The sequence below is a fragment of the Mycobacterium appelbergii genome (genome assembly GCF_032883035.1).
In the GTDB taxonomy this organism is placed as follows: Bacteria; Actinomycetota; Actinomycetes; order Mycobacteriales; family Mycobacteriaceae; genus Mycobacterium; species Mycobacterium appelbergii.
Map to the genome: position 1 here is coordinate 359,030 of NZ_JAMQTH010000008.1, position 14,802 is coordinate 373,831.

General features: G+C 66.1%; 15 protein-coding genes. 7 read left to right on the forward strand and 8 right to left on the reverse strand.

What is annotated here, in order from left to right; genetic code table 11:
* The first annotated feature begins 10 nt into the window (after positions 1–10).
* The gene (locus M1247_RS20595) at positions 11–1,486 is read left to right on the forward strand and encodes an amidase (protein ID WP_317158235.1); all 1,476 of its coding nucleotides are present in this window, start codon (positions 11–13) and stop codon (positions 1,484–1,486) included.
* Between the two features lie 5 nt (positions 1,487–1,491).
* On the opposite strand, the gene M1247_RS20600 is transcribed toward M1247_RS20595, so the two are convergent.
* The 6 genes from M1247_RS20600 to M1247_RS20625 are packed head-to-tail and all read right to left on the reverse strand — an operon-like array spanning position 1,492 to position 7,948.
* The gene (locus tag M1247_RS20600) at positions 1,492–2,655 is read right to left on the reverse strand and encodes a glycerate kinase (RefSeq protein WP_317158236.1); all 1,164 of its coding nucleotides are present in this window, start codon (positions 2,653–2,655) and stop codon (positions 1,492–1,494) included.
* A gap of 6 nt (positions 2,656–2,661) precedes the next feature.
* Entirely contained in the window at positions 2,662–3,615 is a 954-nt protein-coding gene (locus tag M1247_RS20605) for a 2-hydroxyacid dehydrogenase (RefSeq protein ID WP_317158237.1), read from the reverse strand.
* Positions 3,612–5,090 carry a xylulokinase gene (locus M1247_RS20610; RefSeq protein WP_317158238.1) on the reverse strand — a complete coding sequence of 493 codons (1,479 nt, stop codon included), beginning with the start codon at positions 5,088–5,090 and terminating at the stop codon, positions 3,612–3,614. The genes M1247_RS20605 and M1247_RS20610 overlap by 4 nt, the downstream gene beginning before the upstream one ends.
* Positions 5,091–5,098: 8 nt before the next feature.
* On the reverse strand, positions 5,099–5,941 hold the full coding sequence (locus M1247_RS20615) for a class I fructose-bisphosphate aldolase (RefSeq protein WP_317158239.1): 843 nt from the start codon (positions 5,939–5,941) through the stop codon (positions 5,099–5,101).
* 31 nt (positions 5,942–5,972) lie between these two features.
* Positions 5,973–7,061, reverse strand: a complete 1,089-nt coding sequence (locus M1247_RS20620) for an alcohol dehydrogenase catalytic domain-containing protein (RefSeq protein ID WP_317158240.1) — start codon at positions 7,059–7,061, stop codon at positions 5,973–5,975.
* Positions 7,058–7,948 carry a DeoR/GlpR family DNA-binding transcription regulator gene (locus M1247_RS20625; protein ID WP_317158241.1) on the reverse strand — a complete coding sequence of 297 codons (891 nt, stop codon included), beginning with the start codon at positions 7,946–7,948 and terminating at the stop codon, positions 7,058–7,060. The genes M1247_RS20620 and M1247_RS20625 overlap by 4 nt, the downstream gene beginning before the upstream one ends.
* A 263-nt stretch (positions 7,949–8,211) precedes the next feature.
* Between M1247_RS20625 and M1247_RS20630 the strand changes: the two genes are divergently transcribed.
* Positions 8,212–9,543 carry an MFS transporter gene (locus tag M1247_RS20630; protein ID WP_317158242.1) on the forward strand — a complete coding sequence of 444 codons (1,332 nt, stop codon included), beginning with the start codon at positions 8,212–8,214 and terminating at the stop codon, positions 9,541–9,543.
* A gap of 75 nt (positions 9,544–9,618) precedes the next feature.
* Here the strand turns inward: M1247_RS20630 and M1247_RS20635 are convergent, their stop codons facing one another.
* Together M1247_RS20635 and M1247_RS20640 are read right to left on the reverse strand one after the other, a co-directional pair.
* The gene (locus tag M1247_RS20635; protein ID WP_317158243.1) at positions 9,619–10,029 is read right to left on the reverse strand and encodes a carboxymuconolactone decarboxylase family protein; all 411 of its coding nucleotides are present in this window, start codon (positions 10,027–10,029) and stop codon (positions 9,619–9,621) included.
* 60 nt (positions 10,030–10,089) lie between these two features.
* Entirely contained in the window at positions 10,090–10,785 is a 696-nt protein-coding gene (locus M1247_RS20640) for a GntR family transcriptional regulator (protein WP_317158244.1), read from the reverse strand.
* 458 nt (positions 10,786–11,243) lie between these two features.
* Between M1247_RS20640 and M1247_RS20645 the strand changes: the two genes are divergently transcribed.
* The 5 genes from M1247_RS20645 to M1247_RS20665 all read left to right on the forward strand — a co-directional run bounded on the left by M1247_RS20645 (position 11,244) and on the right by M1247_RS20665 (position 14,760).
* The gene (locus tag M1247_RS20645) at positions 11,244–11,780 is read left to right on the forward strand and encodes a type II 3-dehydroquinate dehydratase (protein ID WP_317158245.1); all 537 of its coding nucleotides are present in this window, start codon (positions 11,244–11,246) and stop codon (positions 11,778–11,780) included.
* Positions 11,777–12,172 (forward strand): hypothetical protein, encoded by a 396-nt coding sequence (locus M1247_RS20650; RefSeq protein ID WP_317158246.1) that lies wholly within the window; start codon positions 11,777–11,779, stop codon positions 12,170–12,172. The genes M1247_RS20645 and M1247_RS20650 overlap by 4 nt, the downstream gene beginning before the upstream one ends.
* On the forward strand, positions 12,169–13,035 hold the full coding sequence (locus M1247_RS20655; protein WP_317158247.1) for an alpha/beta fold hydrolase: 867 nt from the start codon (positions 12,169–12,171) through the stop codon (positions 13,033–13,035). Before M1247_RS20650 ends, M1247_RS20655 begins: the two co-directional genes overlap by 4 nt.
* 162 nt (positions 13,036–13,197) lie before the next feature.
* Complete coding sequence (locus tag M1247_RS20660; protein WP_317158248.1) at positions 13,198–13,953, forward strand: SDR family NAD(P)-dependent oxidoreductase; 756 nt, start codon at positions 13,198–13,200, stop codon at positions 13,951–13,953.
* Positions 13,954–14,004: 51 nt separating this feature from the next.
* The gene (locus M1247_RS20665; RefSeq protein ID WP_317158249.1) at positions 14,005–14,760 is read left to right on the forward strand and encodes an SDR family NAD(P)-dependent oxidoreductase; all 756 of its coding nucleotides are present in this window, start codon (positions 14,005–14,007) and stop codon (positions 14,758–14,760) included.
* Positions 14,761–14,802 lie beyond the last annotated feature (42 nt).

The window sequence follows — 14,802 nt, forward strand, 5'->3', positions numbered from 1 at the left end:
CCGTCGGCGCATGAGTCGTATTAGTGCCTTTGGTGACGATGCCCTCGGCGAGCATGACGCGGTCGGTCTGGTCGAGGAACTCCGGGCCGGGCGGGTGTCACCGGCCGATCTCATCGAAGCGGCCGTCGCGCGCACCGAAGCGGTCAACCCGACGCTGAACGGCTTGGCCTTCGAGGCCTTCGACCGTGCCCACGTCCGGGGCGCAGCCGCGAGTCCCTACGGCGGATACTTCGACGGAGTTCCCACGTTCGTCAAGGACAACGTCGCCGTCGAAGGTATGCCGACCATGCAGGGCACCGACGCCTGGGAGCCCCGCGCGGAGCCGGGCAACGGTGCTTTCGCCCGTGCCTACCTGGCCACCGGCCTGGTGGCGCTCGGCAAGACCCGGCTGTCCGAATTCGGCTTCAGTGCTGCCTGTGAACATCCGCGGCTCGGACCGGTGCGTAACCCGTGGAACCCTGAATTCACCGCGGGCGCATCGTCATCGGGATCGGGTGCGTTCGTAGCGTCCGGCGTCGTACCGATCGCGCATGCCAACGACGGCGGCGGCTCGATCCGAATTCCGGCCGCCTGCAACGGATTGGTGGGGCTCAAGCCGTCGCGCGGGCGGCTACCGCAGGACGAAGGCCTGCGCAGGATGCCGCTGCGGATCGTGGCCGATGGCGTGCTCACGCGGTCGGTACGGGACACCGCGGCGCTCTACCGCGAAATGGAACGGGTGTACCGCAACCCGAAGCTGCCGCCGATCGGTGACGTCAGCCGTCCGGGCAAGCAGCGGCTGAACATCGCGGTGTGCACCCAGTCCGTGATGCGTGACGCGAGCCCCGAGATGCGTGAGCACACCCTCAAGACCGCGGCATTGCTCGAAGAACTCGGCCACCGGGTCACCCCGATCGGCAACCCGGTGCCCGCCCACTTCAAAGACGACTTCCTGCTCTACTGGGCGTTTTTGGCGTATGCGCTGGTGCGGGGTGGCCGGCGGACCTTCGGTCCGAGTTTCGACCGCACCCGGCTCGACAACCTGACCTTGGGCCTGGAACGGATGGCCGGCCGGCATCTGTACCGGCTGCCGGTCGCGATCGCACGGTTGGCGCGGTCCCGCCGTATCACCGAGCGGCTGTCCAACAGCTACGACGCCGTCCTCATGCCCACCCTGGCCGAGGACACGCTGCCGGTCGGCGAACTCGATCCCACTGCCGACTACGAACAGATCGTCGACCGGCTCATCGACTGGGTCGCCTTCACGCCGCTGCAGAACGCCACCGGTGACCCGGCGATCTCCCTACCGTTGGCGCAGTCGTCGTCCGGCCTGCCGGTCGGCATGATGCTGTCCACCACGGTGGGCCGGGAGGCGATGCTGCTGGAGCTGGCCTACGAGCTCGAAGAGGCGCGGCCGTGGCGTCGCATTCAGGACGATTCTGTCGTTTCGAGCGGCGCCAGTATCCCGGCGAGCAGACGCGCAGGTACCCGTAAAGGCCGCGAATAGGGGACCTAACTGTCTGCTCGCGCGGGGGAGGTGAGGTCCGTGGGGGAGGTGAGGTCTCGGCACACCTGGGCGGCAGCCCGGGCCAATGCCACTGGGCCATCACGCAACGCCTGCTCGATGGGGGTGCCCGGCGCGGTGATGGCCACCAACCTGTCCACACCGTTGGCCAGCAGCACGTCCGCATCGGGGGCGACCCGGCCCGCGAAGATCACCACACGGGCCCCGGCCCGCCGGGCGGCCTGCACGACGCCGAACGGGGTTTTGCCCAGCATGGTCTGAGCGTCCACGCTGCCTTCCCCGGTGAAGGCCCAGTCCGCACCGGTGAGGCTCTGCTCCAAGCCCACCGTTTCGGCGATCACCTCGACACCCGGACGGCACTCGGCACCAAGGAAATCCAGTAGGGCGAAACCCAGACCACCGGCCGCACCGGCGCCGGGAAGTTCGGGCCGGGCGCGGCCCAGCGTCGCCTCCGTCACCTCGACCAACCGACTCAGCGCCATATCCAGCACCGCGACATCGTCCGCGTCGGCGCCCTTCTGTGGGCCGAAAACCGCACTCGCACCACTTTTTCCGAGCAATGGAGCGGTCACGTCGGAGGCGATCCTGATCCGGACGTCGGTCAGCCGAGGATCCAGGCCCGCCAGGTCGATGTGGTGCAATTGCGCCAGCGCCGCACCGCCGGGCGGCAGCGCTACGCCGTGCGCATCGGCGAAAGTCGCTCCCAGCGCCGCGAGCATGCCCGTGCCCGCATCGTTGGTCGCCGAGCCGCCCAGGCCGATCAGCAGTTCGGTCGCGCCGTGGTCCAGCGCCGAGGACATGAGTTGACCGACTCCGAAGGTACTGGCACGCAGCACATCACGGTCCTTCGGAGCCACCAGTTCCAGACCAGAGGCGGTGGCCATCTCGATCACCGCCAGTCGCCGATCCGGGATGTAGCCGTATTTCGCCCGCACCGGCCGACCCAGCGGATCGGTGACATCGACGGTGATGCGTTCGCCGTCGAGGGCGTCCACTACGGCGTCCACGGTTCCCTCGCCGCCGTCGGCCATCGGGACCCCGACGCATTCGGCATCCGGCCAGACGGCATGTACGCCGTCCCGCAGCGCGGCCACCGCCTGCGACGCAGTCATCGACTCCTTGAACGAGTCGGGAGCGAGAACGATCTTCATCCGGGATTATCGGACGGGGTTCAGGGCCGGTTTCCCGGCCAGGACCGCGGCGGCATTGTCGATCGCGAGAATGCCCATCGCATCGCGGGTTGCTTCTCCTGCGCTGGCGATGTGCGGTGTGAGCACCAGATTGGGCGCGTCCAGCAGGTCCGGGTTGACGTTCGGCTCGTTCTCGAACACGTCGAGTGCGGCGCCGCGGATCTGCCCGGCATGCAGCGCGTCGATCAGCGCGGATTCGTCGACGACCCCGCCGCGCGCGGTGTTGACCAGGTAGGCAGTCGGTTTCATCTTCGCCAGGGCATCGGCATCGATCAGGTGCCGGGTCTGCGGGGTGAGCGGCGTGAGCACGCTGAGGACGTCGCTCTCGGCGAGCAGGGTGTCGGTGTCGACGAACCGCACCCCGTCTTCTTCGGTGCCGGGCGTCCGGCTGCGGGCCGTGGCCAGCACGGTCATATCGAAGGCCTGCGCCCGCTGCGCTATCGCCCTGCCGATCCGGCCGTAACCCAGGATGCCCAGGGTGGCACCCGAACTCACGTCCAGACCGACCAGCATGCGCGGACCCCAGACCCACTCCTGGCGCGACCGCAGCAGCCGGTCACCGTCGAGCACCCGACGGGCGGTGGCCAGGATCAACGCGAACGTGTGATCGGCCGTGGCCCGATCGAGCACCCCGGGAGTGTTGGTGACCGTGACACCGGCCGCGGTCGCGGCGGCAACGTCGATGTTGTCGTACCCGACAGCGACATTGGCGACCACCTTGAGCTGTTCGCCTGCGGCCGTGAGCAGTGCGGAGTCGACGCGTTCGGTCAGCGTGACGACGGCAGCCGAGGCGCCTGCGATGCCTGTCTCGAGATCGGTTCTGGTCGGGGGATTCTCACCGCCGATTCGCACGGGCATTCCGAGTGACTCCAAATGGACCATCGCCCGGTCGGTGAGAAGTCGGGACACATAGATCGTCAACAGGGGTTCCTTGTCAGGGCTTCGTCGAGGGTGCCGAGCGGTACGGCACCGGTAACTGTGGTCCACACGTCGCGGTAACGCAACCAGCGTTGCGCCACGACGTCACGCCATTCGGTGCGGGGGGACACTCGCCGCGTCGGCGGCGGGCTGACGATGTGACCGTCGAGCACCTCACAGCACATCGCGGCCGCGCCGATGGCGGGCAGATGGCTTTCATCGACTACCAGGATGTCACGGTCCAGCACGTCGGCCAACAACTGCGGCATCGCGGGCTCGTCGCCGAATGCGCCGCTGACATAGAGGGTTCGCTGGTCGGCGCCCACGCAGGATTCGATGATCATCCGGTCGGCGAACAGCACGCCCTCGACTATGCCACGGGCGGCCACCGGCGCCGGGGTGTCGGTGTCGAGGCCCAAAACCGCGGTGCGCGCTGTGGCGAACCAGAGCGGGCCGCGTTCCGGGCGGGTGTGCGGGATGAAGACCGGGGCAGACGGCTCGGGTTGTGCGGTGAAGGCGGCACCGACCAGGTCGGCCACGGCGGCATCACCGCGGCCATAGCCCAGTTGTCGGGCACCGTCGGCCAACGCGTCCCCGCCGTTGATCACGCCGTTGATGAGCCATTGCCCGGTCCGCACATCGGCCCGCTGCAGCGCACGGGCTCTGGGATCCGGCTCGGCCAGTGCGTTGGACACCACATGTGTGGTGCCCATGATGAACAGCGGCCGGCCGCCCGGTTGCGCACCGAGTGCGTACGACGCCGCGGGTGTGTCGCCCGAACCCACCAGTACCGGAATGCCCTGGGGCAGGGCGAGAATGTCCGCGGCCGCCGGTGTCAGCGTGCCCAGCACGCTCAACGACGGCAGGATCGGTGGCAGTTGGTGTTCCGGAATACCGAACCGTGCCAGTGCCCGCGTCAGCCATCGGCAACTGCCGTCGGTGCTGGCCATCAGCGCGGTGTAGGACGCCTGGGTGGGGTCGATGCCGCGCTGTCCGGTCAGCCATTGGCCCAGCCAGGTGCCGGCCAGGCCGAATGTGCTTGCCACGGCGGCCGCCTCGGGCTCGATCGACTGCAGCAGTCGGTAAGCCGCGCCCATCGCCGTGGCCGGCATCAGGTGGTTGCCGACGAGCCGCTGTTCGTCGTGGCCGAGCAGCCGGATCAGATCGGCGGTCGGTGCGGTCAGTCCCTGGTGATCCCAGGTGACCCCGGTGGCCAACGGCTGCCCGGTCTCGTCGAGCAGCAATGCCGTGGGGCAGTGGGTATCCAGGCCGACACCGGTGACCGCCGCGGCAGGCGCGCCGAGCGCGGTGACGGCCTCGATGACGCTGGCACGCCAGGCAGCGGGGTCTGCCCGGCCGGGACCACACCCACGCGCTGACGGGTGAGACACCCGCGACCGGGCGAGAACCCTGCCGTCTGAGTCGATCACCACGGCCTTGGTGGCCGATGTGCCGACATCGATTCCGAGGTAGGACACGGCGGTGATCAGTCCAGCAGCTTGGCGGCGACCTCGGGGGCGTCCCCGCCGTGGATGACCGCCTTGAGCGCCGTCACCATCTTGGCCGGGTCCTGTGCCTGCCAGATGTTGCGGCCCGCGGTCATGCCGTGCGCGCCGGCCTCGACGACAGAGGCGGCCTGCTTGAGCACGTCCAGTGGGCTGGGCGCCGGGGCGCCGCCCGCGGCGACGACGATGGCAGGCGTGCCCTCGACGACCTTCGCGAACTCAGCGGTCGAGCCGGTGTACCAGGTCTTGACGATGTCGGTGCCGAGCTCGGCCGCAGCGCGCGACGCGTAGAGCACCGATTCGGTGGAACCCTTGCGGTCACCCCACATTTCGCCGGAAGGATAGGCGTGGCACACCACGGGCAGGCCCCAGCTGTGGGCCTCTTCCACAACCTTGGTCAACATTTCGAACATCGCGACCTGGTGGGACGAACCGGCCGAGATTCCGACGGCCACGGCGTCGGCGCCCAGTCGGATGGCATCGTGCACGGTGCCGATGGTGGCGTCATAGGTGGGGTGGAACTCCACCGAGAACATGGAGGCTTTCAGGATCCACGGCAGGGGTGTGGGGCGCCCGGCGAACAACGGGCCGGCCAGACCCTTGGTGATCGTGACGGCGTCGGGCGCACCGGCGGCGATGCTGTCGAAAGTGGTTCCGATGGTGGCCAGTCGCGGAGCCACACCGCGTGGCACAGCCTGGTCGAGCGCGACGGTCAGCGTGCGACCGTCGGCCTCGAACAGCCGGCGCAACCGCAGTTCGCGGCCCAGCGCCGGGGTGGTTCCGGTCCGATTGATGTCGAAGGCAGGCGTGAACGTGGTTGTCATCGTGAAAATCTCCTTGTAGGTGAGGTTGAGATCAGGCCCAGGGGTCGACGCCGACACGCATGTCGGCGCCGGAGCCGGCCAGTTGAATTGCCTCGACCGCACGGTCGAGGGGGAGCTGGGTGCCGATCAGCTCGGCGACGGGAAGTTGGCCGGAGGCCACCATCGGCGCGACGGCGTGGAAGCCGTCCAGCCGGCAGGAGGACGCACCGACGATGGTCCATTCGTTGTAGTGCACATCGTTGGCCGACACCGCGAGATCGGCGTCGGCGCCGAAACCGGCGAACACCGATACCCGCGCGCCAGGGGCCAGGCTGCCCAAATAGGGTGTGAGGGCGTCGATCCGGCCGATCGCCATGACCAGTACATCGATTCCGCCTGCAGTGAAATCGTCAAGGACGGCGGCGGTATCGGGGCCCGGTGCGAGCACCAGGTCCGCGCCGAACCGGCTGGCCATCTCGCGACGTCCGGCGATCGGGTCGACCGCGGCGACCTTGTCCACACCGAGGCTCTTGGCCAGGCCGATGTGGATCAGTCCGAGTGGCCCACATCCGACGATCAATGCCGTTTGTGCCCTTGGCATTCCCGCGAGTTGTTGTCCGTTGTAAGCGCATGCGACCGGCTCGATGATGGCGGCCTGGGCGGCAGGCACGCCGGGGACGGGCACCAGATTCTGCCGGGCCGCCGCCGGCACGTGGACGTACTGGGACAGGCCACCGGTGAGTTGGTAGCCGAACGCCTTGCGGTTGCGGCAGATGTTCTCGTGCCCACGCCGGCACGCCGTGCACTGTCCGCAGGTGACCAGCGGGTACACCGCAACCTGATCACCCATCTGCACGCCTTCGGGCAACGCACCGTTGGCGTCGACCACGGTGCCTGCGAACTCATGGCCGAGCACGGTGGGGAAGGTGACGTTCTTCTGTTTGCGGCCCTCGTAGATGCGAACGTCGGTACCGCACAACAGCGCCGCATCGACGCGTAGCAGCACGTCGCCGGGTTGCAATGCCGGCATCGGGGCCTGTTCGATCCGCATCTCGGTGGGGCGGTAGAGCACCGCCTGGCGGAACGACTGTGCCTCGGACGGGTTTACGGTTTCGCGCGAATGCGACGTGGTGGTCGTCACGACTGGGTGCCTCTCTCATCGGCGGTGTCGGTCAATGCCCGCAGCGGGTGCGCGAGGTCGATGTGTGCGCCGATCGCGCGAAGTTCGTCGAGTTCAGTGGTGGCCGCACCGTCGTCGGTCACGAACCGCCAGTGTGTGGGAAGCGGTGACCAGTAGCTGAATTGGTCGCTACCCAACTTGCGCCGGTCGGCGACGACGACGGTCTGCCTGGCCCGCTGCATCATGAGTGTCTTGAGCCGGCTCTGCTCCAGGGTGCGCGAGGCGACGCCGTACTGCGGATGGACTGCGTCAGCGCCGATGAACGCGAAATCCGCGATGACCGAGCGCAACATGTTCTCGGCCTCCGCGCCGCTGATGGTCTCGTTGACCCGCCGCAACCGGCCCCCGAGCACCACCACGGACACGTCCTCTTTGCGCATCAGGATGTTGATCGCGCCGATGCCGTTGGTGAACACGGTGACGTCTTCGGCGTCGAGGTGGTGCGCGACGAACTCGGTGGTGGTGCCGGCATCCACGATCACCACGGCGCCGTCGGTGACCGACTCGGCGGCCACGCGTCCGATGGCGTCCTTCTCCCGGGTGAACTCGAGGTGGCGCTGGTGGATGGACTGCTCGGTGGGAACGGTCAACGCCACGCCGCCGTAGGTGCGGGTGATGTGACGGTCCTGGTGCAGCCGGCTCAGGTCGCGGCGCACGGTCGCGAACGAGACACCGAAGCGCTCGGCGATCTCTTCCACGCTCAGCGATCCGGACTCCACGGTCTGCAGGAGATTGAGGATCTGCTCGCGCCGCCGCGCGCCCCGCACGTCACGACGTCGGACGACAGCGTCGTCACCGGATTCGATATCCGCGTCGGCGTCGGCATCGGAGTCTGTGGGCTGAGTCACGCCTCAGAAGTTACATGCGCGATGTGCGCAAGTCAATCTTAGATGCGTGGTTCGCGCATTGAAGCGCGACTATGTGTGCTTAAGCGCGCGAATCATGCTTCTAAGCGCGTTCTAGATCGACTGTTGACAAATTAGATGATTGCTTCGATCATAGTGATCCTGAGAAGTGATTGTGTCGCGCACCACAGCTCCCTGGAGCCCACGCTTCCCCTCACCTCACATGAGCGAAACAATCACAAAGGTCCGAACCTGGAGGCTCGACGATGACCAGCACGCCGGCAATGAAGCCCGGACAGCCCGCCGCCGCTGACTCACCCCCGTCCGGCGGTAGCCGCGCGTCAAAGGTGCGCTGGGCAGTTGCGGTGTTCTGTGCGTTCGGATTGGCCATCAATTACATCGACCGCTCGGCGGTATCGGTGAGCCTGCCTTTCATGACCGAGGATTTTCACCTGACCCCGACCGAGAAGGGACTCATCCTCAGTGCCTTCTCGTGGAGCTACGCGCTCATGCAGATCCCGGCGGGCCGGCTCATCGACCGGTTCGGTGAACGCGTCATGTTCGGCGCGTCGGTACTGGTGTGGTCGCTGTTCACCGGGGCGACCGGAGCCGTGAGCAGCTTCGGTGCGCTGCTGGGCCTGCGACTGGGGCTCGGCGTAGGTGAAGCCGGTGCGTACCCGGCCGCGGCGAAGACTGTCTCCCAGTGGTTCCCGTTGCGCCTGCGCAGCCGGGCCACCTCCGTCTACGACAGTGGGGCGCGCATCGGAAGCGCGGCGGCGACGCCGATCATCGCGTTGATCATCGGGCTGTGGGGTTGGCGTGCGGCGTTCCTTTTCGCCGGTGCCCTCGGCGTGCTGTGGGCGATCGGCTGGTGGGCCTGGTACCGACGCCCGGAGTTCATGTCCGCGGTCAATGAAGCCGAACTGGCGATCATCCACGAAAGTCACAAGGAGCAGGCGGCAAGCAACGTCGATCCGGACGCCAAGCCGATGCGGATCGCCGAGTTGTTCCGGCGCCGCACGGTCTGGGGCATGATGCTCGGCTTCTTCTGCCTGAACTTCATGATCACGTTCTTCCTCACCTGGTTTCCCTCGTACCTGGTCGAAGAACGCGGATTCAACCTGCTCAAGCTGGGCATCTTCGGCATGATCCCGCCGCTGGCGGCGATCCTGGGCAGCTGGGCGGGTGGCCTGGTGGGTGACTACCTGCTGTCGCGTGGCTGGTCGCTCAACCGTGTCCGCAAGACGTGTCTGGTGGGCGGCATGTTGGTGTGTTCGGTGATCGCGCTGGCCGCGGTGGCACCGCAGGCCTGGCAGGCCCTGACGTTGATGTCGATCTCGTATGCGGCGTCGGCCTTCACGATCGTCACCATCTGGTGCCTGCCCGCCGATGTCGTCGACACCAGCACGGTGGGCAGCCTGGGCGCCACGCAGAACTTCTTCTCCAACATCGGAAGTGCGTTGAGCCCCATCGTCATCGGCGCGCTGTACGGTGCCACCGGCTCGTTCGAGGTGCCGCTGGTGCTGACCGGTCTGGTCGTCGTCGCCGGGGCGTTGTGCTTCGGTCTGATGATCAAGAGGGTGGAACCCATTCGCTAGACCGTGACACGCAGAATCCCCCTTTTCCCAAAGGAATCGGGGGATTCTGCCTGCCGAAGTCGGCTCGCCGGGGTGTCAGCCGTCGGATCCGTGTACCTCCACCGTCGGTTCGATGCCGGTGGCGCCGACGACATCGGCCCATACCTCGAATCCGTGCTGGAACGCCACCACCCCTGCTTCAGGTAGGGCGATCTCGATCGCCTCGAGAATCTCCTGCGCCGAGACCCCGAGATCCAGAGCCACCCGGATATGGCCGGCGATGTGGCCGTGGGAAGCCTTCAGCACCGTCAGGCTGGTGATGAAAATCAGTTCTTTGGTTGCCTTGTCGAGTTTTCGCTGCTTGGTGTACGCGGCCGACACAAGACCGTTCGCGGCCTTGAGAACATCGAGATCGGCTTCGGCCATCAGCTTGTGGTACGGCAGCACATAGCCGCGGGCACGGGCCATTTCGTTGACGTACTCGAGGGCTTCGGTGGAATCAGACACAGGTTTCCTTTCAACTGCGAACGGTGACTCGGGAGGATGCTCGGGCCGGCCGTGGTGGTTTCATGTCTCGTTGCGGCACAGGTCATCGAAGATCCGCGGCAGTGCGGCGCGACTGGCCTGTGCCACGTGGTATTCGCCGGCACGCCGGGCGCCTTCGATATCGCCGGCGACGATGGCGTCACAGATCGCGGTGATCTCGGCAAGGCTTTCGGGCTGCCGGTTGTCAGCGGACAGCGAGTACCGGCGCAGGAGCCGGATGCGCGCATGCAGGAGCCGGAGGGCCGAGGTGAGTTCCGAGTTTCCGGCGCCTTCCAGCAGCGCGTCGTAGAAGGCGTCTTTGGCGGCGAGGACGTCAGTCAGATCGCCGCCCTGCATGGCCTTCGCGACGCGTGAGGTACATGCGGCGAGGGCGCGCTTGTGTGCGACCGTGCCGCGTCGCGCAAAAAGCGCGCACGCCAACGATTCCAGCGCGCCGCGAACCTCGAACAGGTGCTCGGCATCGGTGTAGGAGATCTTGGCGACCAGTGCGCCGCGGTTGGCTTCGATGGTGACGAAACCTTCGCCCTCGAGTTGGCGTAACCCTTCGCGGACGACGGTCCGCGAGACGTCGTAGGACTCGCACAGTTCGCGCTCGTTCAGACGGGTTCCCTGCGTCAGCAGCCCGTGACTGATCGCATCGCGCAATCCGCCGACCAGTCTGGTTCGTGGCGGCGTCGCGGTGGCCGCCGCCGGTGCGGCGGTCGTGGTCTCCTGCATGAGCTATACCCCAGTTCAGTTGTCATACAAAAGTGTGGCGGCACGGGTGCGCGCGGGTTGGTTGCGCTGGCGCAATACATGTGCTCGGCGATTGAGGCCGAACTTTCACTGCGTGTGCAGACCGAACGTATGACAATTATTTCTACCGCGCAACCGGGATTCTTGCCAAATGACTTCCCATAAACACAGGTAAACAACCTTATCGCTGACAGCGTCGTAGCGACTTCGCCGAGTGTTCGCGCGAAGTGGTTGACGGCGGGAGCAATATTGTCATACATTCGCGGTGACCAAGGATGTGGCGAGGCGCACAACGACCGCAGGCTGACGCGTTCATCCCGTCGCCGTCCACGCGGTGACGGCCTCCGAACGTTCCTGCGCCAGTTCATGGCTCGAATGTCCTTCGCCCCCACGGTGTTCCGCGCGTCGCACCACCGCATCGACAACCTCAGGAGTATCAGATGACACACAGCAGCACAGCAGGGTTGGGCTGGCAGCGGGCCGGTGACCGGCCATTGGTTATCACGTTGATCGACGGCCCCAACATGCCCAATTTGGGCAACCGCAACAAGCGGGTGTACGGGCCGATCGCCTCCATCACCGCTCTGCAGGACTACATGCGTGAACTGGGGGAGGGCATGGGCGTCACCATCGAGGCGCTGGCATCCAATCACGAGGGCGAGATCCTGGATGCGATCCACGCTTCCGCGGCGCGCACCGACGCCTACATCCTCAACCCGGCCGGACTGACCAAGACCGGCGAGCCGACGCGTCACGCCCTGGAAGAGACCGGGCGGCCGTGGGTGGAGACGCACTTCTCCAACATCTCGGCACCCCCGTGGTCGGGTCGTGGGCTCCCGGGTGGACCGTGGGAATCCAACTTCACGCGCTCCGCGACCGGCATGTCGATGGGCCTACGCCACCACAGCTATCTCGGCGCTCTTGTCGCCCTGGTCGCTGCGCTGGACGATCCCGAATTCCTCGGGGCCGCTGAGTGACCGGTCTGGACACCGGGTGGGAAGCTGACTGGCTTGCCGCGGTGGAAGGCGATGCCGAATTCCGGCTCATCAGCCGATGGACCGAGGTGGCGCTGCGGCTGGTGGGGCAGGACTTCGACCGCTCCTACCGCATCGACCACGCCACCATCGGAGTCCAGGACGGCGGTGCGGCGATCCCCACCGTCACCCTCACCGGATCGGCCGCTGCGTGGGATTCCTACCTGGAACCGGTGCCGAGGCCACCCGCCCACCACATCCTCGCTATGCAACGGCGCCGAAGCGACTTCTCCATCGACGGCCGACATGCGTTGCTGCAGAACCTCAATGTCCTCAACCGGGTCCTGGACCTGATGCGCACGGTGGCTGTCGACCGTCAGGAGGGCACCGCATGAGCCGTTATGAACCCATCACCGGGCGCTACCTCACGGTGGACATCCAAGGCGGTCCGAACCGGATCTACGTCGAAGAGTCCGGAGATGGCATCCCGGTCGTGTGCCTGCACACCGCGGGCGCCGACTCGCGGCAGTATCGCCACCTGCAGACCGACGACGAAGTCCTGCGCCGGTTCCGTATCCTGGCCTTCGATCTGCCCTGGCACGGCAAGTCATTGCCGCCGCAGAACTGGTGGGAACGCGAATACCTGCTCACCGCAGAGCTTTACCTCGATACCGTGATGGCGGTCATCGAGGCCTTGCATCTCGAGCAACCCATCGTAGTCGGCTGCTCCATGGCCGGATCGTTCGTCCTGGAGTTGGCCCGCGCGCACCCCGACCGTATCGGCGGCGTCATCGGTTTCTCCGGCGCTGCGAAAGTCGACGGCCGCTTCGACGACTGGTCGCTGCTGCCTGATGTCAACAGCAACCAGGCGGTCCCGTCATGGACATACGGATTGATGGCTCCACAGAGTCCCGAACCCGCACGCCGGGAGGTGTGGTGGATGTACGCCCAGGGCGGCCCCGGTATCTACCGCGGCGATACCTACTACTACAGCAACGAAGTGGACCTGCGCGGTCGCGAACACGATATCGACACCGCCCGCTGTCCGGTTTACCTGTTCACCGGTGAATACGACTATGCGTGCAGTCCGGCGGAGACCGAAGCGACGATCGCGGCGATCCCCGGTGCCCGGGGCGGCGTGATGCGCGGCATCGGCCATTTCCCGATCTCCGAGAATTATCCGCTGTGCAAGACCTACCTGTGGCCGGCGCTGCTCGAAATCGCCACCGCGCCGCACGTCGGCGACGCGGGTGCCTGAGTGACCAGCAGTATTGCCAGGGGCGAAAGACCGTATTACGGTAATCTCGTATTACGATGATCCAGCTCACATTTTCACTCTCAGGAAAGCGAGGACGCGTTCGATGGAGAAGCTCCAGGTGCGACGGGATGGGGCGGCCGCGGCCGCCGTCGGAGGCCAAGCGTGAGTGACGATTTCGCCGGCCGGCGCATTCTGGTGACGGGCGGCGCCTCCGGTGTCGGAGAGGCTTGCGTCAACCACTTCCTCGGACTCGGCGCGCTTGTCGCGAGCCTCGACGTCAAGGACTGCACCCGCGATGACGATCATCATCTGCACCTCGTCGCCGACCTACGTGACCATCGGGCGGTGTCCGCCGCCGTGGCCGAGGTGGCCGAGCGGTTCAAGGGCCTGGACACCCTGGTCAACAACGCCGGGGTCAGCTTCGTGGGCGCCATCGAAGATGGGACCGAAGAGGACTGGAACCGACTCTGGGACATCAACGTAATGGGATACGTTCGATCGACCCGTGCGGCGCTGCCACTACTTCGGGAATCGGATTCCGCTGCCATCGTGAACATTTCGTCGTTGACGGCCACCTCCGGACTTCGTCAGCGGGCTGCCTACACCGCCACCAAAGGCGCCATCGAATCTATGACCAGGGCGGTCGCGGCTGATCTTGTCGCGGAGGGCATCACCGTGAACGCGGTCAATCCCGGAACCGTGGATACCCCGTTCATGGCCGAACTCGCTGCCCGCGCGGATGATCCGGTCCAACGTCGCGCGGACTTCGATTCCCGTCAGCCCATCGGCAGGATGGTGACTCCGCTCGAAGTCGCCCATGCCGTCGCCTATTTCGCACACCCCCTCAGCAGGTCCACCACGGGTAGCACGCTCATGGTGGACGGAGGCATCTTCAACTTGCACATGACGCGGGCCTGATCAGCCTGCCCGGCCAGATATTCGTAGCACCAACCGAATCGGAGTATTCATATGAGACTTGACAATCGAGTTGCCATCATCACCGGAGCCGGGCAGGGCATCGGCCGAATCTACGCAGAGAAGTTCGCCGAGGAAGGTGCGGCTGTCGTGGTCGCCGACCTCAACGGCACGAAGGCGGCAGAAGTTGCCGCCGCCATCACATCGGCAGGTGGGCGTGCCCTGGCGTCCACGACCGACGTCTCGGACTCCGAGTCGGTCAAGAGCATGGTCGACAACACGGTCGAGACGTTCGGACAGGTCGACATCCTGGTGAACAATGCGGCGATCTTCTCGACCCTGAAAATGAAGCCGTTCGAAGAGATTTCAGTGCAGGAGTGGGACAGCCTCTTCGCCGTCAATGCCAAGGGCACGTTCCTGTGCTGCCAGGCGGTCTCGCCCGTGATGCGTAAGAACCGGTACGGCCGCATCATCAACATCTCCTCGAGTGTGGTGGTGACCGGCCGCCCGAACTACGCCCATTACATCGCTTCCAAGGGTGCCGTATGGGCGCTGACACACGCCCTCGCAACGGAATTGGGCTCGGATGACATCACGGTGAACACCGTGAGCCCCCATGGCATCGTCACCGAAATTCCCCGCGAGACGATTTCGGAGGAGGGCTGGCGGCGAAACCTGGAGGAACAGGCACTCAAGCGCAAAGGTGACGCGTCCGATCTTGTCGGCGTGGTGCTCTATCTGGCGAGCGAGGAGAGCAAGTTCATGACCGGTCAGACCCTGAGCCTGGACGCCGGCCTGCGCTTTACCTGACCGCTCGGCCACCTACCCATAACCCCTTCATGAAGGCACGGA

Excerpts from the sequence above, each read along its gene's own strand:
- M1247_RS20595 (WP_317158235.1), top strand. The coding sequence starts at position 11 with ATGAGTCGTATTAGTGCCTTTGGTGACGATGCCCTCGGCGAGCATGAC.
- M1247_RS20640 (WP_317158244.1), bottom strand. The coding sequence starts at position 10,785 with ATGCAGGAGACCACGACCGCCGCACCGGCGGCGGCCACCGCGACGCCG.
- M1247_RS20655 (WP_317158247.1), top strand. The coding sequence starts at position 12,169 with ATGAGCCGTTATGAACCCATCACCGGGCGCTACCTCACGGTGGACATC.
- M1247_RS20630 (WP_317158242.1), top strand. The coding sequence starts at position 8,212 with ATGACCAGCACGCCGGCAATGAAGCCCGGACAGCCCGCCGCCGCTGAC.
- M1247_RS20600 (WP_317158236.1), bottom strand. The coding sequence starts at position 2,655 with ATGAAGATCGTTCTCGCTCCCGACTCGTTCAAGGAGTCGATGACTGCG.
- M1247_RS20645 (WP_317158245.1), top strand. The coding sequence starts at position 11,244 with ATGACACACAGCAGCACAGCAGGGTTGGGCTGGCAGCGGGCCGGTGAC.
- M1247_RS20615 (WP_317158239.1), bottom strand. The coding sequence starts at position 5,941 with ATGACAACCACGTTCACGCCTGCCTTCGACATCAATCGGACCGGAACC.
- M1247_RS20665 (WP_317158249.1), top strand. The coding sequence starts at position 14,005 with ATGAGACTTGACAATCGAGTTGCCATCATCACCGGAGCCGGGCAGGGC.